Raw genomic sequence first — 23,905 nt, 5'->3', positions numbered from 1 at the left:
CCTCCCCCATCCCCGATGGGGGAGGGGCGGGGTGGGGGCTACGGCTTGTCGGACAGGCCGCTGCCCCCACCCTCCCGCTGCGCGGGTCCCTCCACGGCCACCCGCAAGTCGGGTGGCCGCGCTCCGCCTACGATCGCCTTTGGCGCTCGTTGCCTTCGGCACCGGCTCCACGCCCCCGCCGGGGGCGGGGGAGGGCTTGAACCCACCGCACGGCCTCTTCCACCGTTCCGACACGCTCCCCCTCTGGCAGCGCCGGTCGTTCCACCAGCACCGCCGGAATCCCCAGCCGCCGCGCGGCGGCCAGCTTGGCGTCGTCACCACCGCTGTTCTTGGCGACCAGGACGTCGATCCGATGCTCGGCCAGCAACGCCGCCTCGTCTTCCACCCGGAACGGGCCGCGCGCGGTGATGACGGAGTGGTGCAACGGCAAAGGCCCGTCCGGCGGCTCGACGCTGCGGATCAGGAACCACGCGTCGGCGCGCCCGGCGAAGGGGGCCAGGTCCTGCCGGCCGATGGCGAGGAAGGCGCGGGCTCCCCCGGGCACCGCGTCGGACGCGGCGGGGATGCCCGGGACCATCGTCCAGCGGTCGCCGGACTGTGGCGTCCACTCCGGGCGGACCAGCATCAGGCGCGGCGTCGGGCGCAGCCGGGCGGCCTCGGCGGCGTTGGCGGAGATCCGCGCGGCGAAGGGATGGGTGGCGTCGACCAGCGCGCCGATGCCTTCGGCATCCAGGTACTGCGCCAAGCCTTGTGCACCGCCGAAGCCGCCGATCCTTACCTGGCCGGGCAGGGCGGCCGGGCTGCGGGTGCGGCCGGCCAGCGAGGTGACGACCTCGACGTCCGTCAGCGCGCGCGCCAGGGCCGCCGCCTCCGTGGTCCCGCCGAGGATCAGCACCCGCACGGCTCAGCCCGCCCGGCCGACGAGATGCCCGGCGCGGTCGACCACCAGCACCTCGACCGCTACCGGCGCGCCGTCCAGCACGTCGAGCGCCGTCCGCTGCGCCGCCTCGGCGACCGCGTCGGCGAGGGGCAAGCCGGCGGCGTTGTCGAGCACCTCCTTGGCGGTGTTGGCGGTGCGCGCGGCGGCGACCTGACCGGGATCGGCACCGCACCGCTCCAGCAGCTCCGCCAGCCGGTCCAGGTCCACCTGGCTGCGGCCGGAGTGCAGGTCCAGCGCGCCCTGGCCGAGCTTCACCATCTTGGCGAAGCCGCCGGCGATGGTCAGCCTGGGCAGCGGGTGGCGCCGCAGGTACTTGAGCAGCCCGCCGGCGAAGTCGCCCATGTCGAGCAGCGCCGACTCGTCCAGCCCGTACAGCCGCTGCACCAGCGCTTCCGAGGTCGATCCGGTGCACCCGGCGACGTGCGTCAGCCCCAGCGCGCGGGAGACGTCCACCCCGCGCTGGATCGAGTGGATCCAGGCCGAGCACGAGAACGGCACCACCACCCCCGTGGTGCCGAGGATCGACAGGCCGCCGACGATGCCGAGCCGCGGGTTCCAGGTCTTGCGGGCCAGCGCCTCGCCGTTTTCCACGGAGACCTCGACCACCACGTCGCCGCTGCCGCCGAAGGCCGCCGCCACCTCTTCGACGACGGCGCGCATCATCGCGCGCGGCACCGGGTTGATGGCCGGCTCGCCGGGCGGGATGGGCAGGCCGGGCTTGGTGACGGTGCCCACCCCCGGCCCCGCCCGGAAGATCACACCGGAGCCCGGTACTCCGTGGTACACGGTGGAGAGGACCAGCGCGCCGTGCGTCACGTCCGGGTCGTCGCCGGCGTCCTTGACGATTCCCGCGGTGGCGGCATCGTTGGTGCGCGTGGCGCGGGCGAGCGGGAAGCTCGGCCGTTCGCCGCGCGGCAGGACGATCTCCACCGGGTCGGGGAAGGCGCCGGTGAGCAGCGCGGTGTACGCCGCCTTGACGGCGGCGGTGGCGCAGGCGCCGGTCGTCCAGCCGCGGCGCAACGGTCCTTCTGGTTTGGCGCTGGCCGGTTTGGTCATGATCGGGTTATAGGCTCCGCACGGAGCGTTTGGGAGGGGTGAATGAGCGTTGCTGCGATGCCGGAGCTGAACCTGCCGGTCTTCGAGCCGGGCACGGTGTGGCTGGTCGGCGCCGGGCCGGGCGACCCGGGCCTGCTGACGCTGCACGCGCTGAACGCGCTGCGGCAGGCCGACGTGGTGGTCTACGACGCGCTGGTCGGCCCCGGCATCCTGGAGATGGCGCGGCCGGGCGCCGAGCGGATCTTCGCCGGCAAGCGCGGCGGCAAGCCGTCGCCCAAGCAGCCGGACATCTCCCGCCAGCTGGTCGAGCTGGCGAGGGCCGGGCACCGGGTGCTGCGGCTGAAGGGCGGCGATCCCTTCGTCTTCGGCCGCGGCGGCGAGGAAGCGCTGGAGCTGGCCGAGGCCGGCGTGCCGTTCCGCGTCGTCCCCGGCATCTCGGCGGGCATCGGCGGGCTAGCCTACGCCGGCATCCCGATCACCAACCGCGAGAGCGGGCAGGCGGTGACCTTCGCCACCGGGCACTCCGCCACCGGCGACGTGCCGGACGCCTTCGACTGGGCGGCGCTGGCCCGCGGCACGCACGTGCTGGTGCTGTACATGGCACTCAAGCACATCGGCACCATCGCGGCGCGCCTGATCGACGGCGGGCGCAATCCGGACGAATCGGTCGCCGTGGTCGCCAACGCCACGCTGCCGGAGCAGCGCGTGCTGACCACCACGCTGGCCCGTGCCGCCGCCGACGTGGCGGCCAGCGGCATCGAGCCGCCGGCGATGATCGTCATCGGCCCGGTGGTCGACCTGCACGCGGTGCTGGGGCAGGGCAAGGCGCAGCTGCCGTGGTAGCAGCCGGCATCGTCATCGCTGCGCCGCACTCCGGCAGCGGCAAGACGGTGGTGACGCTGGGCCTGCTGCGCGCGCTGCGCCGGGCCGGGGTGGACGTGGCGTCCCGCAAGGTCGGCCCGGACTACATCGACCCGCGCTTCCATGCCGCGGCGAGCGGCCGGCCGTGCCGCAACCTCGACCCGTGGGCGATGCGGCCGGAGACGCTGGCGCGGCTGGCCGAAGGCGACGCGGAGCTGCTGGTCGTCGAGGGCGTGATGGGCCTGTTCGACGGGGCGGCGGACGGCACCGGCTCGACCGCCGACCTCGCGGCGCTGGCCGGCTGGCCGGTGGTGCTGGTGATGGACGTGGCGCGGCAGGGGCAGTCGGCGGCGGCGGTGCTGCACGGCTTCAGCCGTTTTCGGAGCGACGTGGACGTGGCCGGCGTCATCCTCAACCGGGTGGGCAGCGACTCGCACGAGGCGATGATCCGCGCGGCGCTGGCGCCCTCGGGCGTGCCGGTGCTGGGGGCGGTGCGGCGCGACGCGGCGCTCGACCTGCCGAGCCGGCACCTCGGCCTCGTCCAGGCGGAGGAGCACGCCGACCTCGACGCCTTCCTCGACGGCGCCGCCGCGCGGCTGGGCGCGGCGGTGGACCTGGAGGCCCTGCGCGTGCTGGCGCGGCCGGCGCGCTTCGCGGCGCCGGGCGCGGGCTTCGCGCTGCCGCCGCTCGGGCAGCGGACCGCGGTGGCGGCGGACGCGGCCTTCGCCTTCGCCTACCCGCACCTGCTGGAGGACTGGCGGGCGCAGGGGGCGGAGCTGCTGCCCTTCTCGCCGCTCGCCGACGAGGCGCCGGACGCGGCGGCGGACGCCGTCTACCTGCCCGGCGGCTATCCGGAACTGCATGCCGGCCGGCTGGCCGGCAACCGCAGTTTCCTCGACGGGCTGCGCGCCGCGGCGGCGCGCGGGGCGGCGGTGTACGGGGAATGCGGCGGCTACATGGTGCTCGGCGAGGCGCTGGAGGACGCGGACGGGGGCACGCATGCGATGGCCGGGCTGCTGCCGGTGGCGACCTCGTTCGCCCGGCGCACGCTGCACCTGGGATATCGGCGCGCGGTGACGCTGGCGGACTCGGCGCTCGGGCCGGCGGGCACCGAGCTGCGTGGGCACGAGTTTCATTACGCCAGTATCACCTCGGCCGGAGCTGGCGAGCCGCTGTTCAGCGTGTCCGACGCGCGCGGGGCCGATCTCGGCGCGCTGGGCAGCCGGTGCGGGACGGTGTGCGGCTCCTTCCTGCACGTAGTGGATCGCGCCTTTTCGTGATTTTGCGGTACCCTCGGATGAAAGCCGGATCGGCGCGCGTTTATGGAACGTGCTTACCAGCATGACGGGCGAACGGAGGCGGCGATGAGGACGGGGCGGACTCTGATCGTGGCGGCGGGCTTTGCGCTTCTGCTCGCCGGGTGCGTGACCGAGGGCGGTTCCTACCAGTCCTACGGGGCCGCGCCGTCCGGGTACGGGTACGCGCCGGGCTATGCGTCGCCCTATGGGTCTCCCTACGGCTGGGGCGGCTACGGCCGGCCGCGCACTTCCTACGATTACGACGAGCCGCGGCGGATGAGCGGGCGCTCCATGGCGGCGCTGGCCGAGGGCTGCAAGCAGCGCTTCAATCCCGGCACCAACAAGTACGCCCAGTGCGTCAGCGGCAGCCGCAAGAGCGAGGACTCGCTGGTCGAGGGCTGCACCCGCCTCTACAAGAACGACCCGAAGGCCTACGGGCGCTGCCTGCAGGGCCGTTAGGCCGCGGGTTCCGCGGTGTGGGCGCGCATCGCCTTGAGCTGAACCGAAGCGCGCCAGAACCCCAGTTCGGCCCCATCGACGAAATGCACGTGGCGGTCGGCGGCGAAGTCGCCGACGACGCAGGTGATCGTCGTCGAGGCGGCGCGCGCGGTGCCGTAGACGATCTCGCCGGCCTGGGCGTAGCGCTCCAGCAGCGCCTCCAGCGCCCGCGCCTCCTCTTCCGTCACGTCGAGGACGTAGCGCGGGCCGTTGGCTTCCTTGCGGTAGTCGGAGCGCTCCGCCAGCGCGGCGCGGTAGCGCGGCACGTCGAGCGCGCCGACGCGCAGCCCGGTCCGGTCGGCCAGCCACAGCAGTCCGGTGCCGGCGACGGCGCGGATGGCGCGCGACAGGCGGCGGCGCGGCGGCTCGGTGCGCAGCTCCAGCTTCAGGGAGTCGGCGGAGGGCAGCTTGGGGTGCAGCGTCTCGCCGGTGCCGAGCGGGGCGGCCGCCGCGGTGGGGACGACGCGCTCGATGTCGGCCTGCAGGCGGGCAATGATCTCCAACCCCCGGACGCCGGGGGCGACCGGGTCGGCGATGACGCAGAGGATGGTGCCGCGCCGCGCCGGCACCGGGCGCCAGCGGCAGGACAGGCCCTCCAGGCCGGGCAGCGGGCCGGGGCGCGGGGCGATCTGCCGCTTCGGCTCGGCCTTCACCCAGGATTCGGCGGCGGCGACGCCGGAGCCCAGAAAATGGCCGAAGGCGTTGCCGGCGCCGAAGTCCTGCACCGCCACCATCACGTCGAGGCCGGCGTCCAGCAGCTCGCGGACGGACACGATGCCGACGCGCAGCGGCACGTCCATCTCGGTGCCCGACCAGTCGGCCAGCGCCGCCAGCGCGTCCGCCGCCGCCGAGCGGAAGCCGGGCGGCACCGCGGCCAGCGCGCCGTCGCCACCGAACTGGCAGGCGGGCTCGACGCCGGGCTGGCGCAGCACCTCGGTCAGCACGGCGATCACCGCGCCGGCCACGAAGTTCACCTCGCGGTGCCGCCCCTCGGAGGCGAGGCGCGTGCTGCCGATCACGTCGGCGACGGCCAGCGACCAGTCCGGCCCGAGCGCCGTGTAGCAGCCGGGCACGGTGGCCTCGCGGGCGAAGTCGCGGATGGTCGGCAGGTGCATGACGTGATTCTCCCTCTCCCGCCCCGGGAGAGGGAGGGATCCACGCGAAGCGTGGGAGGGTGAGGGTAAAGCCAAGGATCCTTGATTTTACCCTCACCCGGCGCCTTCGGCGCCACCCTCTCCCGGGGCGGGAGAGGGCAGTCTATCAGAACTCGATGCCCGCCTGCGCCTTCACGCCGTCGCGGAACGGGTGCTTCACCATGGTCATCTCGGTGACGAGGTCCGCCACCTCGATCAGCTCGTCGGCGGCGTTGCGGCCGGTGACGATGACGTGGGTGTCGGCGGGCTTGTTGCGCAGGTACTCCACCACCTCCTCCAGGGGGAGATAGCCGTAGCGCAGCACGATGTTCAGCTCGTCCAGCAGCACCATGCGGATCTCCGGATCCTCGATCAGGCGCTTGGCGGCGTCCCAGGCGGCGCGGGCGGAGGCGATGTCGCGCTCGCGGTCCTGCGTCTCCCAGGTGAAGCCCTCGCCCAGCGCGTGGAACTCCACCTGGTCGGGGAAGCGCTCCAGCACCGTGCGCTCGCCGGTCGCCCACTTGCCCTTGACGAACTGCACCACGCCGGCCCGCATGCCGTGCCCGACCGCGCGCAGCACCATGCCGAAGGCGGCGGTGGACTTGCCCTTGCCCTTGCCGGTGTGGACGATCAGCAGGCCCTTCTCGATGGTCTTGCCGGCCAGCATGCGGTCGCGCGCCGCCTTCTTCTTGGCCATCTTCTCGGCGTGGCGGGCGTTGACGTCTTCTCCACCGGGCTCGCCTTCGCCCTCATGCGTCTCTTCGGTCATTCCTCTTCCCCTCGTTGTCCGCTGATTTCCTTCAGCGTGATGTGGGCCGCGTTGGCACGCGGGCGCCACAGGCCGCGGTCGAGCGCCTCCAGCAGGCGTTCGGCCATCTCCTTGAGCGCCGCCGGGTTGGCGTTTTCCATGAAGGCGCGCACCTCGTCGTCCATGACATAGGCGTCGAACACCGCGTCGAAATGATGGTCGCCGACGCAGCACGCCGTGGCGGCGAAGGCGAATAGGTAGTCCACGGTCGCGGCCAGCTCGAAGGCCCCCTTGTAGCCGTGCCGCATGGCGCCGCGGATCCACTTCGGGTTCACCACGCGGGCGCGGACGACGCGGCCGATCTCCTCCTTCAGCGTGCGCACCCGCGGCGATTCGGGGCGCGAGTGGTCGTTGTGGAAGACTTCCGGCTGCTGGCCGGACAGCACGCGCACCGCGGCGGTGATGCCGCCCTCGAACTGGTAGTAGTCGTCGCTGTCCAGCAGGTCGTGCTCGCGGTTGTCCTGGTTGTGCAGGACGAGCTGGACGGCGGTGAGGCGCTCGGCGAACTGGGCGCGCGCCGGGACGCCCGCCACCCCGGTGCCGTAGGCGTAGCCGCCCCAGGCGAGGTAGGCGTCGGCGAGGTCCCGGTCGGTCTGCCAGCCGCGCTCGTCGATCAGCGCTTGCAGCCCGGCCCCGTAGGCGCCGGGCATCGAGCCGAAGACGCGGAAGCCGGCGCGCCTGGCGGCCTCGTCGGAGGCGACGCCGGCGGCCTCCAGCCGGGCACGGTCGGCGCGCACGCGGGCGGCCAGAGGGTTGACATCCTCCGGCTCGTCGAGCGCGGCGACGGCGCGGGCGGCCTGGTCCACGAGGTCGATCTGCGCCGGGAAGGCGTCGCGGAAGAATCCCGACACGCGCAGCGTCACGTCCACCCGCGGGCGGTCGAGCACGCCGGGGGGAAGGATCTCGTAGCCGGTGACGCGGCCGGTGGCGGTGTCCCAGGTCGGCCGCACGCCCATCAGGGCCAGCGCCTGGGCGATGTCGTCGCCGCCGGTGCGCATGTTGGCGGTGCCCCAGGCGGACAGCGCCAGCGTGCGCGGCCAGTCGCCGTGCTCCTGCAAATACCGCTCGACGACGCGCCCGGCCGAGGCCCAGCCGAGCTGCCACGCCGCAGGGGTCGGCACCGCGCGGGTGTCGACAGAGTAGAAGTTGCGCCCGGTGGGCAGCACCTCCGGCCGCCCGCGCGACGGCGCGCCGGACGGGCCGGGCGGCACGAAGCGGCCGGCGAGGCCGCGCATCAGCCCGTCGGTCTCGGCGGGGCCGCAGGCGTCCACGGTGGGCACCAGCTCATCGGCGATCCAGTCGAGCACGGCGCGCGTGCGCGTCCAGGCCGGGTCGCAGGGCTGTTTGCCGGCGACCAGCGCCAGCGCCAAGAGTTCCAGCCGCTCCACCGTGTCGCCGGCGGTGCGCCAGGGATCATCCTTACTTGCGAGGGCGTCGGGCCACGGGCCGGTCCACGGGGCGGCCATGTCGGTGTCGAGCGGATCGAAGCCGTCCAAGCCCAGGTCGGCCGCCAGCGCGCGGATCAGCGAGGCGTCCTTGCCCTCGCCCTTGCCGCGCGGCAGGCGGGCGAGCGCCACCAGGAGCGTGTCGCGCTGTTCGCCCTCGGGGGACAGGCCGAAGACGTGCAGGCCGTCGCGGATCTGCAGTTCCTTCAGTTCGCAGAGGTGCCGGTCGAGCTTGGACAGCGCGGTCGGCGGGTCGTCGTCCGGCGCCACGCCGCAGTCGGCGGCGATGCCCGTGGTCGCCGACAGGTCGAGGATGCGGGAGCGCAGCTCTGGCAGGCGGCGAGGGTCGAGGGAGGCCGCCTCGTAGTATTCGTCCACCAGCATTTCCAGCTCGCGCAACGGGCCGTAGCTCTCGGCGCGGGTCAGCGGCGGGGTGAGGTGGTCGATGACGACGGCGGACGCGCGGCGCTTGGCCTGCGTGCCCTCGCCGGGGTCGTTGACGATGAACGGGTAGAGGTGCGGGACGGGGCCGAGGGCGACCTCCGGGAAGCAGGACTCCGACAGCGCCAGCGCCTTGCCGGGCAGCCATTCGAGGTTGCCGTGCTTGCCGAAATGCACCACGGCGTGGGCGCCGAAACGCAGGCGCAGCCACGCGTAGAACGCCAGATAGGCGTGCGGCGGCACCAGCGCCGGGTCGTGGTAGCTGCCCGCCGGGTCGAGGTTGTAGCCGCGCGCCGGCTGGATGGCGACCGCGACGTTGCCGTAGCGGATGGCGGGGAGGCGGAAGGCTGGGGTGCCGGAGGCGTTTGCCCCCACCCCTGACCCCTCCCCCGCTGTCGCAGGGGAGGGGGAAAGAGCGGCGGAGTTCCCTCCCCCGCCCAGCGGGGGAGGGTTAGGGTGGGGGGCCATGTCGGCGACGAAGGGATCGCTCTCCGGCTCCCCCCATCGCTCGACCACCGCCGTCCGCACCCGTTCCGGCAGCGAATCAAACCAGCGTCGGTAATCTGCAACGCTCAGCGTCTCACGCACCGCGCGCCTGTCCAGCGCGCTCACGTCGTTGGTGACGCCCGCCTGCATCGCGGCCATCAGTCCGGCGGCGTCCCCAGGAGCGCCGTCCACCCGGTACCCCGCCGCAGCCATCGCCGTCAGCGCCTCGATCACCCCGGCCGGCGTGTCCAGCCCGACCCCGTTCGCCAGACGGCCGTCCCGGTTCGGGTAGTTCGCCAGCACGATCCCGACGTGCCGCTCCGCCGCCGGAGTCCGCCGCAGCCGCGCCCAGCCGGCGGCCAGCCGCGCCGTGAACGCCACGCGGTCCGGCACCGGGCGGTAATCGAGGATCCAGCTCTGCGTCGGCTCGTGCCGGCGGGCTTCGGCCTTGAAGCTGACGGCGCGGGCGAGGATGCGACCGTCCACCTCGGGCAGCGCGACGTTCATGGCGATGTCGCGCGCCGACAGGCCGGCGGTGCCGTCCCGCCATCCGGCTTCGGAGCCGCCGGAGAACACCACCTGCAGGACCGGGCAGTCCGACTCGTCGAACGGCGTCGCCGACCGCGCCGCGCCCGGCTGCGACACCGCGAACGACGTGGCGTTGAGGATCACGTCCGGTCCGGCGGCGCCCAGCAGCTCGGCGACCACCGCCGCCGCGGCGCCTTCCTTCAGGCTGGTGGTGTAGACCGGCAGCGGGTTCAGCCCCTCCGCCTTCAGCGCGTCGATCAGCGAATCGATGACGGCGAGGTTCGCCGCCTGCACCAGCGCCCGGTAGAACAGGATCGCCGCCACCGGCGCGCCGTCCGTCCAGCGCGCGCGCACCTCGTCCAGCCCCGGCCGGGTGGCGCCCGGCCAGTACAAGCCGGCGCGCAGCAGCGGCATCGGTTCACGCCAGTCCGCGTCGCGGCCGATCAGCGAGGCGGCGTAGCGCAGCAGCTCCACCGCGTTGTCGATGCCGCCGTGCACGCCGTACTGCCAGAGGCGGTGCGCCGCCTCGGCCGGCACGGTGCAGCGGCGGGCCAGCTCCGGGTCCGGCTGGTCGTCGCCGGGCAGCACGGCCAGGGGGATGGCGTGGCGGCGGCAGGTCTCGGCGATCTGCTCGACGCCGTAGGGCCAGTAGCGCTCACCGCCGAGCAGGCGCATCACCACCAGTTTCGCCTTCGAAACGGTGCTGTCCGCGTAGACGTCGACCGACAGGTTGTGGCCGAGCTGGAGGATGTTGGCGAGGCGCAGGCTCGGCCCCGACTCGCCCAGCCGGTCGCGCGCCGCGGCGAGGCACGCCAGCTCGGTGTCGGCGGCGGTCAGGTAGACGATGTCACCCGGGCTCTGGCCGAGGTCGACGGCCTCGCCGCCGTCGCCCAGGCTGCCGGGCTGCGCGGCCAGGAGGTGCATGGGACTAGCCGGCGAGCGCGGCGGAAATCGCCTCGCGGTCCAGGCCGCGCTGGCCGATCACCACCAGACGGCTCTGGCGCGCTTCGCCGGGCTTCCACGGGCGGTCGTAGTAGCCCTGGATGCGGTCGCCCACACCCTGGATGACGTGGCGCATCGCCTTGCCGGCGACGTCCAGGAAGCCCTTGACGCGCAGGATGTCGTGCGCCGCCGCGGTGGCGCGGATGCGCGCCTCGACCTCGGCCGGGTCGGCGACGGTGGCGAGCGGCACGACGAAGCTCTCGAACTCGTCGTGGTCGTGGTCGTCGCCCTCCTCCTCGTGGTGCGAGCGGCGGGAGTCGAGGTCGTCCTCGGCCGCCGCGCCCAGGCCCAGCAGCACCGCCGGATCGACGCCGCCCTGGGTGGAGGTCACGGTCCGGACCAGCGGGCGCAGGTGGCCGGCCACCTCGGCGCGGACGCGCTCCATGGTGGTGGCGTCGACGCGGTCGGCCTTGTTCAGCACCACCATGTCGGCGCAGAGGATCTGCTCCTCGAACAGCTCCTCCAGCGGGCTTTCGTGGTCGAGCGTCGGGTCGGCGGCGCGCTGGGCAGCCAGCGCATCCGTATCGGGAGCGAAACGACCGGCGGCCACGGCCTCCGCGTCGATCACGGCGATGACGCCGTCGACGGTGACGCGGGTGCGCACCTCCGGCCAGCCGAAGGCCTTCACCAGCGGCTTCGGCAAGGCGAGGCCCGAGGTCTCGATGACGATGTGGTCGGGCGGCTCGGGCCGCGCGAGGAGCGCGGTGATGCTGGGCAGGAAGTCGTCGGCGACGGTGCAGCAGATGCAGCCGTTGGTCAGCTCGACGATGTCGTCCTCCGTGCAGCCCTCGACGCCGCAGCCGGCCAGCAGCTCGCGGTCGACGCCGAGGTCGCCGAACTCGTTGATCACCAGCGCCAGCCGCCGGCCCCCGGCGTTCGCCAGCAGGTGGCGGATCAGGCTGGTCTTCCCGGCCCCGAGGAAGCCCGTGATGATGGTGGCGGGGATCTTGCGGCTCACGGCGGCGGCTCCGATAGCGTCCGAGTGCGTTGGACGGTCTTTATAGAGGGGGCCGCTGCCGGACGCTACCGGTTCACGATCAGCATCACCCCGGCCACCGCCAGCGCGGCGCCGATCCAGGCGCCGGGGCGCGGCGGCTGGCGGGTCAGCGCCCACAGCATGGGCAGGATCAGCACCGGGCTGGTGGCGGACAGCGTCGCCGCGACTCCGGCGTCGCCGAACTTCAGGCCGATCATCAGCAGCGTCATGCCGAGGCCCAGGCCGACGAAGCCGTTGGCGGCGGTCAGCGCGACGATGCGCGGCGTCAGCCCGGCGAACAGCACCCCCGCCCGCCTGCCCGGCCGCAGGGCGCCGAGCCACAGCAGCAGGCCGGACATGCCGACGCGCACCGCCGCTCCGGCGACCGGGTCGGCGCCGGCGGTCAGCGCCGGCTTGGCGAGGATCGAGCCGCCGGCCTGGCACAGCGCGGCGATCAGGCAGACGCCGACCCCGGCCAGCAGCGGCCCGCGCACCGATTCCAGGTCGTGCGAGCCGCCGCGCAGCGCCACCGCCAGCATGACGCCGACCGTGACCAGTCCGATTCCCAGGAGCGTCAGCGGCGCCAGGACCTCGCCCAGCAGCAGCCAGCCCAGGAGCGCGGTGATCGGCGCGTTGGTGGCGTAGATCACCACGTTGCGCCTGGGGCCCAACCGGCCGAGCGCCCAGAACAGCGCGGTGTCGCCCAGGAAGATGCCGACCGCACCGGACAGCGCCAGCCACGCCAGCGCCGACGTGTCGAGCGTCGCCCAACCGCCGGTCAGCGTCGCGGCGAGGCTGAGCATGGCGAAGACGATGATCATGCGGATGCGGTTGAAGGCGACCGAACCGATGGCGCGCACCGGCGCCACGGCGATCAGGCCGCCCGCCGACCAGCAGAGCGCGGCGCCGAGGGCAGCGAGGTTGGCGAGCATGACCACTCTTCGGGCATGGAAAAGGCAGGCATGAAAAAAGCCGCCAGCGGCGGCTTCGTTCCGGTTCCCCCGGGGAGGGGGAGATTGGTGGAGCCGAGGAGGATCGAACTCCCGACCTACGCATTGCGAACGCGTCGCTCTCCCAGCTGAGCTACGGCCCCACGCACCGTCTCCGGTGTGGGCGGGATATAGGGCGGGCGGCATGCCGGTGTCAAGCCCTCAATCGCTTCCCATATACGGGCGCGAAAACAGGGTAGCGCCACCCCGTCCGCGCGGCTCTTGCCACGCCCAGGGTCCCGGATTAGGGTGCGCGCGGACCGCGATCCCGGAGGCCCCATCCTTATGCAGCCACTCGTCGTGACGCTGTTCGAACTCGTCTACATCGTGCTGGACCTCTTCAAGTGGGTCCTGCTGATTTCCGTGATCCTGAGCTGGCTGATCGCCTTCAGCGTCATCAACACCCGCAACCGCTTCGTCTATCTGGTCAGCGACTTCACCTACCGGGTGACCGAGCCGGTTCTGCGGCCGATCCGCGGCATCATGCCGAATCTCGGCGGCATCGACCTCTCGCCGATCATCGCGCTGCTGCTGGTGTGGTTCGTGCAGAGCCTCATCGTCCGCTACGGGATGTACGGTTTTTGACGGCCGGCCCTTTCGAGCCGGCTGCGGACGGCGTCCGGGTCGCGTTGCGGGTGACGCCCAAGGCGTCGCGCAACGCGGTGACTGGGCTGGCCGACACCGCGGACGGCAAGAAAGCGCTGAAGGTGGCGGTGACCGCGGTGCCGGAGGACGGCAAGGCGAACGAGGCCGTCATCAAACTGCTGTCGAAGCTGTGGCATGTACCGAAGAGCAGCATCGCCGTGGTCGCCGGCCACACCGACCGCAACAAGATCCTGCACGTGGCCGGGGATCCGGCCGATCTGATGCGCCGGCTGGCGGCCGGCGCGGACTAGGAGGGTTCCGATGGCTGAGGCGAAGATCATCGACGGCAAGGCCTTCGCGGCCGGCCTGCGCAGCCGCGTCGCGCAGGGCGTGGCCGACCTGAAGAAGAGCCATGGGATCACCCCCGGTCTGGCCGTGGTGCTGGTCGGCGAGGACCCGGCCAGCCAGGTCTACGTGCGCTCCAAGGAGAAGGCGCTGGTCGAGCTGGGGATGAACTCCTTCGACCACCACCATCCCATGGACATGAGCGAAGAGGACCTGCTGGTCCTGATCGCCAAGCTCAACGCCGACCCGGCGGTGCACGGCATCCTGGTGCAGCTGCCGCTGCCCCGGCACATGGACACCACCAAGGTGCTGGCCGCCATCGCGCCGGAGAAGGACGCCGACGGCTTTCACGTGGTCAACGCCGGCCTGCTGGCCACCGGGCAGAAGGGCGCCATCGTGCCATGCACGCCGCTGGGCAGCCTGCTGCTGATCCGCGACACGCTGGGCACCGACCTCAAGGGCAAGCGGGCGCTGGTGCTCGGCCGCTCCAACATCGTCGGCAAGCCGATGGCGCAGCTGCTGCTGCAGCAGGACTGCACGGTGACGGTGGCGCACTCGCGCACGGCGGACCTGCCCGGCGAGTGCCGGCGCGCCGACATCCTGGTGGCCGCCGTCGGCCGGCCGGAGATGGTGCGCGGCGACTGGATCAAGCCGGGTGCCTGCGTCATCGACGTCGGCATCAACCGGGTTCCGGGTGCGGAGCCGGGCAAGACCCGGCTGGCCGGCGACGTGGCGTTCGACGAGGCGAAGCTGGTGGCCGGATCCATCACCCCGGTTCCGGGCGGCGTCGGGCCGATGACCATCGCCTGCCTGATGCTCAACACGCTGACCGCCGCCTGCCGCGCCGCCGGTGCCCCCGTCCCGGCCGAGGCGCTGGCATGATCACGGTCCACGCCCGGGTGGAGGGACGCGTCGTCGAGCAGCCGCTCGCCGTCGGCGACCTGTTGCCGCCGGGCACCGTGTGGATCGACCTGCTGCGCCCGGACGAGACGGAGCGCGCCCACGTCGGCGCCCTTACGGGGTGCGACCTGCCGACGCGCGAGGAGATGAAGGAGATCGAGGCCTCCAGCCAGCTCTACACCGAGGGGGAGGCCATCTACCTGACCACCCCCGTCATCGCCCGGGCCGACACCCCGTACCCCGAGGCGGGCGAGCTGACCTTCGTGCTGACGCCGCGGCACCTGATCCTGGTGCGCTTCATGGAGCCGCGCTCGGTCGCCACCTTCGCCGCGCGCACCGGGCGCCAGCCGGAGCTGCTGGCGAGCGCCGAGGACGCGCTGCTCGGCATGCTCGACGCCGTGGTGGACCGGGTGGCCGACGTGCTGGAGCTGATCGGTGCGCGCATCGACAGCCTATCCACCCGGGTCTTTACCGATTCGCTGGAGCCGGGCGGCTTTGGGGGCGGGCTTGGCCGCAAGAAGAAGCCGGACGAGCTGCAGGACGTGCTGCGCGGCATCGGCCGGGCCGGCGACCTGACGCACAAGGTGCGCGACAGCCTGGCCGGCCTCGACCGGCTGGTGGCGTTCCTGACCTCGGTCACCGCCGGGCGCCTGAGCAAGGAGCAGAAGGCGGCGCTGAAGACGCTGACGCGCGACCTGCGCTCGCTGAACGAGCACGCCGGGTTCCTGGCGCACGAGGCGAACTTCCTGCTCGACGCCACGCTGGGCCTCATCAACATCGAGCAGAACGCCATCATCAAGATCTTCTCGGTGGTGGCGGTGGCCTTCCTGCCGCCGACGCTGATCGCCTCGGCCTACGGCATGAACTTCCAGCACATGCCCGAGCTGCACTGGGAGTACGGCTACCCCATGGCCATCGTCATGATGGTGCTCTCGGGCGTCCTGCCGCTCTGGTACTTCAAGCGGCGCGGCTGGCTGTAAGCCTCATCCGGCCTCGTCGACCGTCAGGTACACCAGCGTCTGGTTGTGCACCACGTAGGCGATCTCCCCATAGCCCAGCAGGCCGGCGGCCGGCGGCGGGCTGCGCACGCAGCCGCAGGCGAAGGCCGGGCGCACGCCGGCGGGCAGGGCCGGCCCGGCTTCCTGCGTCCGTGGAGCGGCGAAGCGGTAGCGCAGGTGGGCGAACACCGGCGCGCAGAACCGCACCTCGCCGGCGTCCTCGTTCACGGCGCGGATCGCCACGTTGACCGGCGTGCCGAAGCAGTCGGCGACCAGCGGCCGGTCCAGGCCGATGCCGCGCTCGCGCATGTGGGCGGCGAGGTTCACCGGCTCGCCGCCGATCCGGCAATGGCGGGCCGAGAAGCCGGAGGCGCCGAACACCAGCTCGTCGCCGTCGCCGGGCCGGAACGGGTTGACGACATGGGCGCGCGGCGTCAGGCGCGGCGGCAGCCACACGTGCGCCGCCACCGCCACCCGGTCGGATACGGCCCCGGTCACCCCGTCGAACACCTTGGGGGTGCGCGCGCCGTGCTCCGCCGCGATCCAGCCGACCAGCGGGCGGTCGAACAGCCCTTCCACCCGGAACACCCCCTCGGCGTAGGCGGCGTGCGGCGCCGAGAAGCCGGGGATGGCCAGGACGGTGAAGCCGTTCTCCGGCGCCGCCGCGCCGATGCCCGGCAGCGTCCGCTCGTCGTAGGAGCGGATGGCGACGGCGGTCGCGGCCTCCGGCAGTTCGGTGACGATCAGCCGGCCGTCGTCCGGGGCGGGCGCGGTGCCGCCGATCCAGCGGCCGCGCGGCAGGCCGGCCAGGAGGGCCTCGTCCCCGGCGATGACCAGCGGCCGGCCCGCGGCGATCCGCGCCGCCACGGCGTCCGGCCGCATGAGCGTGTGCGGCACCCGCAAGCTCCCTGTGGACCTGCGACTCATTGAGGCAGGGCCATCCACGCCGCGCAAGGGGACGCGCCGGCCATCCGACCATTGACCGAAGGCGGGTGTCCTGGCATTTAGGATCATTGTATTGATCTTGTTTTGGTGGCGCATGCTGCCTCTCCCTGAACGCGCCATCCTCGACCGGCTCGCCCTCGACAATCCGTGGTGGCGCGGCGCGCCGGATCCGGAGCTGGCGGGCTTGCCGAAGCGCGCCTTCTTCGACGGCTTCCTGCGCCGGCTGGAGCGGACCGGGCCGGAGCGGCCGCTGGTGCTGATCGGTCCGCGGCGGGTCGGCAAGACGGTGCTGGTCCGGCAGGCCATCGCCCGCCTGATCGAGGATGGCGCACCGCCGCGCAGCCTGCTCTACGCCGACCTGACCGCGCCGGTGGTGCACGGCGTGCCGCTGGAGCGGTTGGCCCGCGGCCTGCGGGCGGCGGCCGGGCTGGAAGGGCCGGGCGTGCTGGTGCTCGACGGCGTCCACAACGTGCGCGGCTGGGAGGCGGAGGTCGCCGTCCTGGCGGCGGCGCTGCCGGACCTGCGGGTGGTGGCGGTGGCGTCGGGGGCGGCGCAGCGGGTCGCCGGCGCCTTCGTGCTGCCGCCGCTGACCTTCGCCGAGTACCTGCGCCTGACCGGCGCCGAGCGCGACCTCGTCGAGCCGATGGTGTTCGGCAAGGGGCCGCCGATGTACGTGGTGCGCGACATGGCTGCGCTGAACGAGCGCTTCGGCCACTACATCAACGGCGGAGGCTTTCCGGAGGCGGTGCTGCTGCGGCCCGGCCGCGACTCCGCCCGGCTGCTGCGCGGCGAGGTGCTGGGGGCGCTGCTGCACCAGGACCTGCCGGGGCTGGCCGGCATCGCCGGCACGGCGGAGTTGAACGCGCTGTTCACCCTGCTGGCCCGCAACACCGGCCGCGAGGTGTCCATCGAAGTCCTGGCCGAGCGCGCCGGGCTGGCCAAGAACACGGTGCGCCGGCACCTCGACTACCTGGAGGCCAGTTACCTGATCCTGCGCATGGGGCGCGTCCACCCGGCGGGCGACCGTTTCCAGCGCATGCGCACCTTTAAGGTCCACCTCGCCGCGCCGTGCCTCTATGCCGCGTTGTTCGGCCCGGTGGCGCCGGACGATCCGGCCTTCGCGGCGCTGACCGAGAGCGCCATCGTCGGGCAATGGCTGGCTTCGGCCGAGCGCACCCGGCTGGCCTACGCCCGCCTGCCGGAGGGGCCGGTGGATCTGGTGGCGCTCGACGCCGTCACCGACCGCCCGGCCTGGGTTTGCGTGCTGTCCGGGAGCGACGAAGCTACGATCAATGGAATGATCCAATTTGCGAAGCGCAACGCGCCGCTGCGCTGGGTGGGTTCCACGACGCGGACGGTGGCGTCGCTGAAGGCGCACGACGGGGTCGAGGTTTGGCACCGGCCGGCGAGCCAATACTGCTACGAGGTGGGGCGTCGGGCGGTGGAGGATGCGCTGAAAAATTAGGATTAAGCCAATAATCTAAATTTCGCCGTCATCCCCGCGCAGGCGGGGATCCAGGAGTGAGCCCCGATAGGGGCGACATGAGTTATGCGGCTCGCGGACGCGAGCATGGATCCCCGCTTTCGCGGGGATGACGGGATGGGGAAGCGTGCGCTCTTGCCCCGGAGAACGCAGCGTCTACCGCGGCAGCGTCACCGTCGCCCGCAGGCCGCCTTCCTTCCGGTTCGCCAGGGTGACGTCGCCGCCGTGGCCGCGGACGATGGTGCGGGCGGTGGAGAGACCGAGGCCGACGCCGCCGGTGTCCTTGTTGCGCGAGGGGTCGAGCCGGTAGAAGGGCGCGAACACCTTCTCGCGCTGGTTCTCCGGGATGCCGGGGCCGTCGTCGTCGATCTCGACGCGCACCTGCCCCTCCTCCTCCGCCAGCCGCACGCGGCAGCCGCCGCCGTAGGCGATGGCGTTGTCCATCAGATTGGCGAAGGCGCGGCGCAGCGCCACCGAGCGGGCGTCCACCACGCTGTGCACCGGCCCCTGGTAAGCGGCCGACTGGCCGGCGTCACCGCGGTCCTCGCACAGGCTCTGCAGCAGGTCGGCGAGGTCGAGGGGGCCGCGCGGCTCGCGCTGGGCGTCGTCGCGGGCGAAGGCGAGGGTGGCGGTGATCATCGCCTCCATCTCGTTCAGGTCGGCCAGCATCTTGCGCTGCATCTCCGGGTCGTCGACCAGTTCGGCACGCAGGCGCAGGCGGGTCAGCGGCGTGCGCAGGTCGTGGCTGATGGCGGCCAGCATCTGCGTGCGGTCGGCGACGAAGCGGCGCAGCCGCTCCTGCATGCGGTTGAAGGCGCGGGTGGCGGCGCGCAGCTCGCGCGGGCCGGCCTCGGGCAGCGGCTCGGCCTCGCCGTCCACGCCCAGGCGCTCGGCGGCGCCGGCGAAGCGGGCGAGCGGCGCCGTCACCCGGCGCGCCGCCCACACCGACAGCAGCGCGATGACGCCGACGATGCCGGCCATCCACAGGCCGAAGCGCAGCAGCCGGAACGCGCCCTCCATCGGCTCGCCCGAGGCGAAGGCCAGCCAGGAGCCATCGGCCAGCGCGACGTAGAGGCGCATGTCGTGCGTCCAGCGCGGCTCGTCCGGCGGCCCCATGGGCAGCGGCGGGCCGGGGTGCGGGCCGTGGCGGCGGATCTCCAGCAGCACCTCGCGCTTCGGGTCGCCCAGCTCGCTGCGCAGGCGGCGCTGCAGCAGGGTGCGCGGCGCGCCCTCGCGGGCCGGCTGCAGGGCGGGGCGCTCCGTCTGCCAGGTGACGCGCAGGACCGGATCGTCGATGGCGCGCACCACCCGCGGCCGGTCCTGGGCGGGGGTGGCGTCCACCAGCTGGACGATGGCGGTGACGCGCTCGACCAGCACGCGCGGGCTGTGCACCGGCGGCCCCTCCGGCCGGTCGAGCAGGTAGAGCAGCGCGCTGACCAGCTGGGTCAGGATCAGCGCGACGACGATGGTCAGCGCCGTGCGGGCGGCGATGCTGTCGGGCAGGAAGCGGCGCATGGGGTCCTCAGCCGCCGGTCGTGACCGTGGCGGTGAACAGGTAGCCGCCGCCGCGCACGGTCTTGATCAGCGTCGGCTCGGCCGGGTCGGGCTCGATCTTGCGGCGCAGGCGGCTGACCTGCACGTCGATGGAGCGGTCGAAGGGCACCGCGGCGCGCCCGCGCGCCAAGTCGAGCAGCTGGTCGCGGGTCAGCACGCGCTGCGGGTGCTCGACGAAGGCGACGAGCAGGTCGTATTCGCCGGCGGAGAGCTGCACCAGCACGCCGTCGGCGGAGCGCAGCTCGCGCTTGGTGAGGTCAAGGCTCCAGCCCTCGAAGCGCAGCGCGGTGGCGCCCTCGCCGACCGTCTGCGGCGCGCCGGCCCGGCGCAGCACCGCCTTGATGCGGGCCAGCAGCTCGCGCGGGCTGAACGGCTTGGCGAGGTAATCGTCGGCGCCCATCTCCAGCCCGACGATGCGGTCGGTCTCCTCGCCCATGGCGGTCAGCATGATGATCGGCGTGGCCGAGGTGGCGCGCAGGCGGCGGCACAGGCTCAACCCGTCCTCGCCCGGCAGCATGAGGTCGAGGACGATGAGGTCGACGCGCGACGCCTCCAGTGCCTTCATCATCTCCGCCCCGTCGCGCGCGGCGGTCACGCGGTAGCCGTGCTTCGTCAGGAACTGGGCGACGAGGCTGCGGATGTCGCGGTCGTCGTCGACGACCAGAAGGTGGGGCATGCGGTCCATAGAGCGCATTGTCCGCCGGGCCGGGCCGGGGGTTAAGTGGAAAAGTGTTACGGATGGTTACGGGGGCCGCGGCTGTTACACAGCGTTACCAAACAGGCCCCCGGCGGACATCAAGCGGCAACGGTCGTGGGGCAGTCTTGGGCTCATCGGGACAAACGTTCCGCTTCCAACCCAGGGAGTTCAGTTCCATGAAACGCGCTCTGCTCACCACGCTCGCGGTCGCCGGCAGCCTCGCCGTGGCGATCCCGGCCTTCGCCCAGCAGGGTGGGGGCATGGGTCCGGGCGGCGGCCCGGGCACCGGCCAAGGTTTCACCCGCATGTGCGACAACCACGAGGCGCGGCTGGCCGGCATGCTGGCCTTCGCCGAGAAGAAGCTGAAGATCACCGACGCCCAGAAGGCGGCCTGGACCAAGTTCGCCGACCAAGCCCGCGCCAGCGGGGCGCCGCTGCAGGCGGCCTGCACCGGGCTCAAGGACAAGCCGCAGCCGGCCAACGCCATCGAGCGGCTGGAGCGCATGGACACCATGATGACCGCGCGCCAGCAGCAGATGCACCAGATGGTGCCGGCCATCAAGGAGATGTACGGCCAGCTGACGCCGGAGCAGCAGAAGGTCGCCGACGAGATGCTGAACCGCGGCCCGGGCCGCGGCGGCATGCACGGTCAGCGGCACGGCGATCACATGATGGGCGGACCGCGCGGGTAAGGGTCGCGCCCTTTCGAAGCCCCTCCAAGGGGCGCGTCCCTTCGAAGCCCCTCTCCCGTCACGGGAGGGGGGCTTTCTAAAGCGGATTGTGATCCGCTTTAGATTCAAATGGCCTCACACGCCGGCCGGGCTTCGGGCGCACGCGCGCCCGGGACCGCAGTCGCGGTCCAGATCGGATGGCAATCCGATCTAAGCCGCCGCCACCTGCCGCTTGGCCGGCAGCACGCAGCGCACGCGCAGGCCGGGGCCGGGGGTGTCGTCCACCTCCATCCGGCCGCCGTGCAGCTCGATGACGTTCTTCACCAGGGCGAGGCCGAGCACCGGCGCGGCGCGGTCCAGGCGGTCGAAGCGGGCCGGGGCGCGGAGATCCTCCACCGGCGCCGGGGCGCCGTCGCCGATGGCCAGCACCAGCGCGTCGTCGGTGCGCCGGCCGGACAGCACGATCCGCCCGTTCGCCGGCGGCGTGCGGATCGCCGTCACCACCAGGTTGAACAGCGCCTGCTTCAGCCGCTTCTCGTCGCCCTCCAGGACGCCGAGCACCGGGTCGGCCGACACCTCCAGCCGCAGGCCCTCGCGGCGCGCCCACTCGCGGGTCAGGCCGGCCACCGAGTCCAGGAGATCGGCGACGTCCACCGGCGCGTGGTCCAGCGTGGTGACGCCGGCGCCGATGCTGGTCAGGTCGACCACGTCGTCGATCAGCGCCAGCAGCCGCTCGCCGCCCGACAGGATGCCCTTGACGTACTCCAGCTGGCGCGGCGCCAGCGTGCCGAAATACTCGTTCGCCAGCACCTCGGCGAAGCCGATGATGCCGTTCAGCGGCGTGCGCAGGTGGTGCGAGACGTTGGCGATGAACTCGCCCTTCAGCTGGTCGGCGGCCTCCAGCGCGGCGTTGGAGGCGCGCAGCGCCTGCTCCAGCCGGGCGCTGTCGGTGACGTCGAGGTAGCTGTTGAGCACCGCGCCGTCCGGCAGCGGCACCGTGGAGAACTCGATCACCGAACCGTCGGTGCGCTCCAGCCGGCCGGAGCGGACCGAGCGCTCCAGCGTCGAGCCGACCATCTCCTCCTTCAGCCCGTCCCAGTCGCCGCCGTCGGCGAAGAACGGGTGCATGCGGTCGAACACCTCGGTGATGTGCGGTTCGCCCTGGAGATCCTCGTCGCGCAGCTCCCAGATGCGGGCGAAGGCGGGGTTGGACAGCTTCAGCCGGCCGTCGCCGCCGAACACCGCGATGCCCTCGGCGAGGTTGTCCAGCGTCTCCTGCTGGACGGCGATCAGCGTGTTGTAGGAGGACTCCAGCGCCAGCGTGTTGGTGACGTCCTCCATGATGGTGATGATGCCGCCCAGCGGATGCGGCGCGGCCAGCGAACGCAGCGTGGTGCCGTCGGGGAGGTGCATCAGCTCCTCCGTCGCCTCCATCAGGTGCGTGTAGCGGGTCAGCCGCTCGCGCTTGTAGCTCTGGAAGTCGGCGTATTCCGGCAGCTTGCGGCGGGAGCGCAGCTCCTCCATCAGCTCGCCGTGCGTCGGCTCGCTGCGCAGGAACGCCTCGTCCAGGTCCCACAGGCGGACGTAGGCCTGGTTGAAGAACTTCAGCCGCTGGTCCGGCCCGAACACGGCGATGGCCGAGCCCAGGCGCTCCAGCACCTCGGCGTGGGCGGCGAGGTGGCGGTCCAGCTCGGTCCGCAGATCCTCCAGCGGCGTCACGTCGAGCGCGTAGCCAAGCATCAGCGTGCCGCCACCGGGACCGGGCAGCGGGGCCTCGGTCACCTCCAGCAGGCGGCGCTGGGTGCCGACCACGACCGGCAGCTTCTCCGACTGGGCGAAACCGCCGGTCCGCGCGCGGCTGGCCAGCTCGCGCACGGCGCCGCCGGGGACCAGCTCGCGTCCCTCGGCGACGGCGCGGTCGGGGGCGGCGTCCACGGCGCGGGCGTAGGCGCCGTTGCACCACGCCAGGTCCAGGTCGGCGCGGCGCAGCCAGACCGGCAGCGGCAGCGCGTCGAGCGCGGTGCGCAGCTCGGCCGCCGCGGTTTCTGCCACGGCGCGGTCGGTCTTGTCCTGCTCGGCGGACCGGCAGGCGTCGCTGACGTCCTCCAGCCACAGCACGTCGTGCGGCGCGCCGCCGTCGGCGGCGTGGCCGCGCCGTCCGGTCAGCCGCAGGCGGCGGCCGTCGGTGGCGGTGACGTCCAGGCGAAAGGGACGGCCATTCCCGCGCAGCCCCTGGAGGGCGTCGGCGAAGGCCCCGGCGTCGGCGGGGGCGAGCAGGGCGGCGATGTCTTCCCCCGATCCCGGCGACGCACCGTGCAGGAGCGCGGTGAACTCCGGCGCGGCGCGGTGGCCGCCGGCGCCGTCCCAGCCGAACCAGGGCTGCGGCGCCGCGGCGAGCAGGGCTTCCAGCCGGGCGGTCTCGGCCGCCGCGCCGTCGGCCCGGCGGCGCTCGGACTGCAGGCACCAGCCAAGCGCCCCCACCGCGCCGATGCACAGCGCGCACAGCACGCCCCAGCCGGTCGGCGACTCGGCCTGTCCGGTCAGCCCGATGCCCACGGCCAGCCCGAGGGCGGCCAGGGCTGGCGCGTAGGTTTTGGTAAACACGCTCACGGCGCACAAACTAGCCCAGCCCCGGCGGCCCGGCAAGCCGGACACCGGGCGGGGCAAGCGGCGCCCCTCCTTTGCACCAAGGTCGTAGCCCGCGAGACGGAGTGATGGCTCGTGCGTTGTTGGGAGCGGGATCCTACCGGAAGAGGGACGTGCCGATGACGGTGTTCGAGTTGCCGCCCGACCTGGAGCATCTGGCCAGACGGCTGGTCGAAGCGTCGGCCGACTCCGGTGACCGCGTGGTGACGGCGGAGTCCTGCACGGCCGGGCTGATCGGTGTCTGCCTCGCTTCGGTGCCGCGCAGTTCCGAGGTGTTCCTCGGGTCTTTCGTCACCTATCGCGCGGCCATGAAGACCGACGCGCTGGGCGTATCCGCCGACCTGATCGAGGAGCAGACCCCCTACCATCCGGAGGTGGCGCGGCGCATGGCGCTGGGCGCGCTGGAACGGGCGCAGCACGCCACGGTGGCGCTGGCGGTGACCGGTGTCGGCGGGCCGGGGCCGGACTGCGGCAAGCCGCAGGGGCTGGTGTACGTCGCGGTGGTCAAGCGCGGCGAGGAGCCGCGGGTGGAGGAGCACCGCTTCCCCGGCTCGCCCAAGGAAGTGCTGGCGCAGGCGGTCCGCACGGCGCTGCGGATGGGGCTGGGGCGGACGGGGTAG

21 protein-coding genes and 1 tRNA gene are annotated in these 23,905 nt (G+C 72.9%); 10 read left to right on the top strand and 12 right to left on the bottom strand.

The features are described from left to right. Positions 1 to 127: 127 nt before the first annotated feature. Both TSO221_RS06325 and TSO221_RS06320 read right to left on the bottom strand, forming a co-directional pair. Positions 128 to 901: a cobalt-precorrin-6A reductase gene (locus tag TSO221_RS06325; RefSeq protein ID WP_109117633.1), complete on the bottom strand. Its 774-nt coding sequence runs from the start codon at positions 899 to 901 to the stop codon at positions 128 to 130. A 3-nt stretch (positions 902 to 904) separates the two neighbouring features. Then, positions 905 to 1,996 (bottom strand): cobalt-precorrin-5B (C(1))-methyltransferase, encoded by a 1,092-nt coding sequence (locus tag TSO221_RS06320; RefSeq protein WP_109117632.1) that lies wholly within the window; start codon positions 1,994 to 1,996, stop codon positions 905 to 907. Positions 1,997 to 2,038: 42 nt separating this feature from the next. Here TSO221_RS06320 and cobA point away from each other — a divergent pair, with 42 nt between their 5' ends. The 3 genes from cobA to TSO221_RS06305 all read left to right on the top strand — a co-directional run bounded on the left by cobA (position 2,039) and on the right by TSO221_RS06305 (position 4,614). Then, entirely contained in the window at positions 2,039 to 2,839 is an 801-nt protein-coding gene (gene cobA, locus TSO221_RS06315; RefSeq protein ID WP_247877935.1) for a uroporphyrinogen-III C-methyltransferase, read from the top strand. Beyond that, the gene (locus TSO221_RS06310; RefSeq protein WP_109117630.1) at positions 2,833 to 4,137 is read left to right on the top strand and encodes a cobyrinate a,c-diamide synthase; all 1,305 of its coding nucleotides are present in this window, start codon (positions 2,833 to 2,835) and stop codon (positions 4,135 to 4,137) included. The genes cobA and TSO221_RS06310 overlap by 7 nt, the downstream gene beginning before the upstream one ends. 84 nt (positions 4,138 to 4,221) lie before the next feature. Next, complete coding sequence (locus TSO221_RS06305; protein ID WP_109117629.1) at positions 4,222 to 4,614, top strand: hypothetical protein; 393 nt, start codon at positions 4,222 to 4,224, stop codon at positions 4,612 to 4,614. Here the strand turns inward: TSO221_RS06305 and TSO221_RS06300 are convergent. From TSO221_RS06300 to TSO221_RS06275, 6 genes are all read right to left on the bottom strand, one after another. Further along, complete coding sequence (locus TSO221_RS06300) at positions 4,611 to 5,768, bottom strand: DUF3095 family protein (RefSeq protein WP_109117628.1); 1,158 nt, start codon at positions 5,766 to 5,768, stop codon at positions 4,611 to 4,613. The two genes, TSO221_RS06305 and TSO221_RS06300, sit on opposite strands and share 4 nt — an antisense overlap. A 145-nt stretch (positions 5,769 to 5,913) precedes the next feature. Then, positions 5,914 to 6,555: a cob(I)yrinic acid a,c-diamide adenosyltransferase gene (gene cobO / locus TSO221_RS06295; RefSeq protein ID WP_109117627.1), complete on the bottom strand. Its 642-nt coding sequence runs from the start codon at positions 6,553 to 6,555 to the stop codon at positions 5,914 to 5,916. Beyond that, positions 6,552 to 10,418 carry a cobaltochelatase subunit CobN gene (gene cobN / locus TSO221_RS06290; protein ID WP_109117626.1) on the bottom strand — a complete coding sequence of 1,289 codons (3,867 nt, stop codon included), beginning with the start codon at positions 10,416 to 10,418 and terminating at the stop codon, positions 6,552 to 6,554. The genes cobO and cobN overlap by 4 nt, the downstream gene beginning before the upstream one ends. 4 nt (positions 10,419 to 10,422) lie before the next feature. After that, complete coding sequence (cobW, locus tag TSO221_RS06285; RefSeq protein WP_247877934.1) at positions 10,423 to 11,454, bottom strand: cobalamin biosynthesis protein CobW; 1,032 nt, start codon at positions 11,452 to 11,454, stop codon at positions 10,423 to 10,425. A gap of 65 nt (positions 11,455 to 11,519) precedes the next feature. After that, entirely contained in the window at positions 11,520 to 12,404 is an 885-nt protein-coding gene (locus TSO221_RS06280) for a DMT family transporter (RefSeq protein ID WP_109117625.1), read from the bottom strand. 85 nt (positions 12,405 to 12,489) lie between these two features. Then, positions 12,490 to 12,565 (bottom strand) — tRNA-Ala (locus TSO221_RS06275). A 181-nt stretch (positions 12,566 to 12,746) separates the two neighbouring features. Between TSO221_RS06275 and TSO221_RS06270 the strand changes: the two genes are divergently transcribed. From TSO221_RS06270 to TSO221_RS06255, 4 genes are read left to right on the top strand one after another with little or no spacing between them, the layout of a single operon-like run. Beyond that, positions 12,747 to 13,046 carry a YggT family protein gene (locus TSO221_RS06270; RefSeq protein WP_109117624.1) on the top strand — a complete coding sequence of 100 codons (300 nt, stop codon included), beginning with the start codon at positions 12,747 to 12,749 and terminating at the stop codon, positions 13,044 to 13,046. Next, complete coding sequence (locus tag TSO221_RS06265; protein ID WP_109117623.1) at positions 13,043 to 13,357, top strand: DUF167 family protein; 315 nt, start codon at positions 13,043 to 13,045, stop codon at positions 13,355 to 13,357. Before TSO221_RS06270 ends, TSO221_RS06265 begins: the two co-directional genes overlap by 4 nt. Positions 13,358 to 13,367: 10 nt before the next feature. Then, the gene (gene folD, locus TSO221_RS06260) at positions 13,368 to 14,273 is read left to right on the top strand and encodes a bifunctional methylenetetrahydrofolate dehydrogenase/methenyltetrahydrofolate cyclohydrolase FolD (protein WP_109117622.1); all 906 of its coding nucleotides are present in this window, start codon (positions 13,368 to 13,370) and stop codon (positions 14,271 to 14,273) included. After that, on the top strand, positions 14,270 to 15,271 hold the full coding sequence (locus tag TSO221_RS06255; protein ID WP_109117621.1) for a magnesium transporter CorA family protein: 1,002 nt from the start codon (positions 14,270 to 14,272) through the stop codon (positions 15,269 to 15,271). Before folD ends, TSO221_RS06255 begins: the two co-directional genes overlap by 4 nt. A 3-nt stretch (positions 15,272 to 15,274) precedes the next feature. Here the strand turns inward: TSO221_RS06255 and TSO221_RS06250 are convergent, their stop codons facing one another. Then, positions 15,275 to 16,186, bottom strand: a complete 912-nt coding sequence (locus tag TSO221_RS06250; RefSeq protein ID WP_109117620.1) for a hypothetical protein — start codon at positions 16,184 to 16,186, stop codon at positions 15,275 to 15,277. A 142-nt stretch (positions 16,187 to 16,328) separates the two neighbouring features. Here TSO221_RS06250 and TSO221_RS06245 point away from each other — a divergent pair, with 142 nt between their 5' ends. Then, positions 16,329 to 17,699 carry an AAA family ATPase gene (locus TSO221_RS06245; protein WP_109117619.1) on the top strand — a complete coding sequence of 457 codons (1,371 nt, stop codon included), beginning with the start codon at positions 16,329 to 16,331 and terminating at the stop codon, positions 17,697 to 17,699. A 174-nt stretch (positions 17,700 to 17,873) separates the two neighbouring features. On the opposite strand, the gene TSO221_RS06240 is transcribed toward TSO221_RS06245, so the two are convergent. Together TSO221_RS06240 and TSO221_RS06235 are read right to left on the bottom strand one after the other, a co-directional pair. Beyond that, positions 17,874 to 19,232, bottom strand: a complete 1,359-nt coding sequence (locus TSO221_RS06240; RefSeq protein ID WP_109117618.1) for an ATP-binding protein — start codon at positions 19,230 to 19,232, stop codon at positions 17,874 to 17,876. Between the two features lie 7 nt (positions 19,233 to 19,239). After that, positions 19,240 to 19,956 carry a response regulator gene (locus TSO221_RS06235; RefSeq protein ID WP_109117617.1) on the bottom strand — a complete coding sequence of 239 codons (717 nt, stop codon included), beginning with the start codon at positions 19,954 to 19,956 and terminating at the stop codon, positions 19,240 to 19,242. A 188-nt stretch (positions 19,957 to 20,144) separates the two neighbouring features. Between TSO221_RS06235 and TSO221_RS06230 the strand changes: the two genes are divergently transcribed. Then, complete coding sequence (locus TSO221_RS06230) at positions 20,145 to 20,660, top strand: Spy/CpxP family protein refolding chaperone (RefSeq protein ID WP_158284008.1); 516 nt, start codon at positions 20,145 to 20,147, stop codon at positions 20,658 to 20,660. 189 nt (positions 20,661 to 20,849) lie between these two features. On the opposite strand, the gene TSO221_RS06225 is transcribed toward TSO221_RS06230, so the two are convergent. Then, on the bottom strand, positions 20,850 to 23,249 hold the full coding sequence (locus TSO221_RS06225) for a PAS-domain containing protein (protein WP_109117615.1): 2,400 nt from the start codon (positions 23,247 to 23,249) through the stop codon (positions 20,850 to 20,852). Positions 23,250 to 23,404: 155 nt separating this feature from the next. Between TSO221_RS06225 and TSO221_RS06220 the strand changes: the two genes are divergently transcribed. Beyond that, the gene (locus tag TSO221_RS06220; RefSeq protein ID WP_247877937.1) at positions 23,405 to 23,905 is read left to right on the top strand and encodes a CinA family protein; all 501 of its coding nucleotides are present in this window, start codon (positions 23,405 to 23,407) and stop codon (positions 23,903 to 23,905) included.

Source organism: Azospirillum sp. TSO22-1, from assembly GCF_003116015.1.
Taxonomy (GTDB): Bacteria; Pseudomonadota; Alphaproteobacteria; order Azospirillales; family Azospirillaceae; genus Azospirillum.
Note: the sequence above shows the minus strand (reverse complement) of the source record. Positions and strands in the feature narration are given on the sequence as shown.

Coding starts and splice junctions, on each gene's coding strand:
- TSO221_RS06220 (WP_247877937.1), top strand. CDS start 23,405: ATGACGGTGTTCGAGTTGCCGCCCGACCTGGAGCATCTGGCCAGACGG.
- TSO221_RS06235 (WP_109117617.1), bottom strand. CDS start 19,956: ATGGACCGCATGCCCCACCTTCTGGTCGTCGACGACGACCGCGACATC.
- TSO221_RS06255 (WP_109117621.1), top strand. CDS start 14,270: ATGATCACGGTCCACGCCCGGGTGGAGGGACGCGTCGTCGAGCAGCCG.
- TSO221_RS06305 (WP_109117629.1), top strand. CDS start 4,222: ATGAGGACGGGGCGGACTCTGATCGTGGCGGCGGGCTTTGCGCTTCTG.
- cobA (WP_247877935.1), top strand. CDS start 2,039: ATGAGCGTTGCTGCGATGCCGGAGCTGAACCTGCCGGTCTTCGAGCCG.
- cobO (WP_109117627.1), bottom strand. CDS start 6,555: ATGACCGAAGAGACGCATGAGGGCGAAGGCGAGCCCGGTGGAGAAGAC.
- cobN (WP_109117626.1), bottom strand. CDS start 10,418: ATGCACCTCCTGGCCGCGCAGCCCGGCAGCCTGGGCGACGGCGGCGAG.
- TSO221_RS06245 (WP_109117619.1), top strand. CDS start 16,329: ATGCTGCCTCTCCCTGAACGCGCCATCCTCGACCGGCTCGCCCTCGAC.
- TSO221_RS06300 (WP_109117628.1), bottom strand. CDS start 5,768: ATGCACCTGCCGACCATCCGCGACTTCGCCCGCGAGGCCACCGTGCCC.
- TSO221_RS06280 (WP_109117625.1), bottom strand. CDS start 12,404: ATGCTCGCCAACCTCGCTGCCCTCGGCGCCGCGCTCTGCTGGTCGGCG.
- TSO221_RS06240 (WP_109117618.1), bottom strand. CDS start 19,232: ATGCGCCGCTTCCTGCCCGACAGCATCGCCGCCCGCACGGCGCTGACC.
- TSO221_RS06270 (WP_109117624.1), top strand. CDS start 12,747: ATGCAGCCACTCGTCGTGACGCTGTTCGAACTCGTCTACATCGTGCTG.
- TSO221_RS06320 (WP_109117632.1), bottom strand. CDS start 1,996: ATGACCAAACCGGCCAGCGCCAAACCAGAAGGACCGTTGCGCCGCGGC.
- TSO221_RS06230 (WP_158284008.1), top strand. CDS start 20,145: ATGAAACGCGCTCTGCTCACCACGCTCGCGGTCGCCGGCAGCCTCGCC.
- folD (WP_109117622.1), top strand. CDS start 13,368: ATGGCTGAGGCGAAGATCATCGACGGCAAGGCCTTCGCGGCCGGCCTG.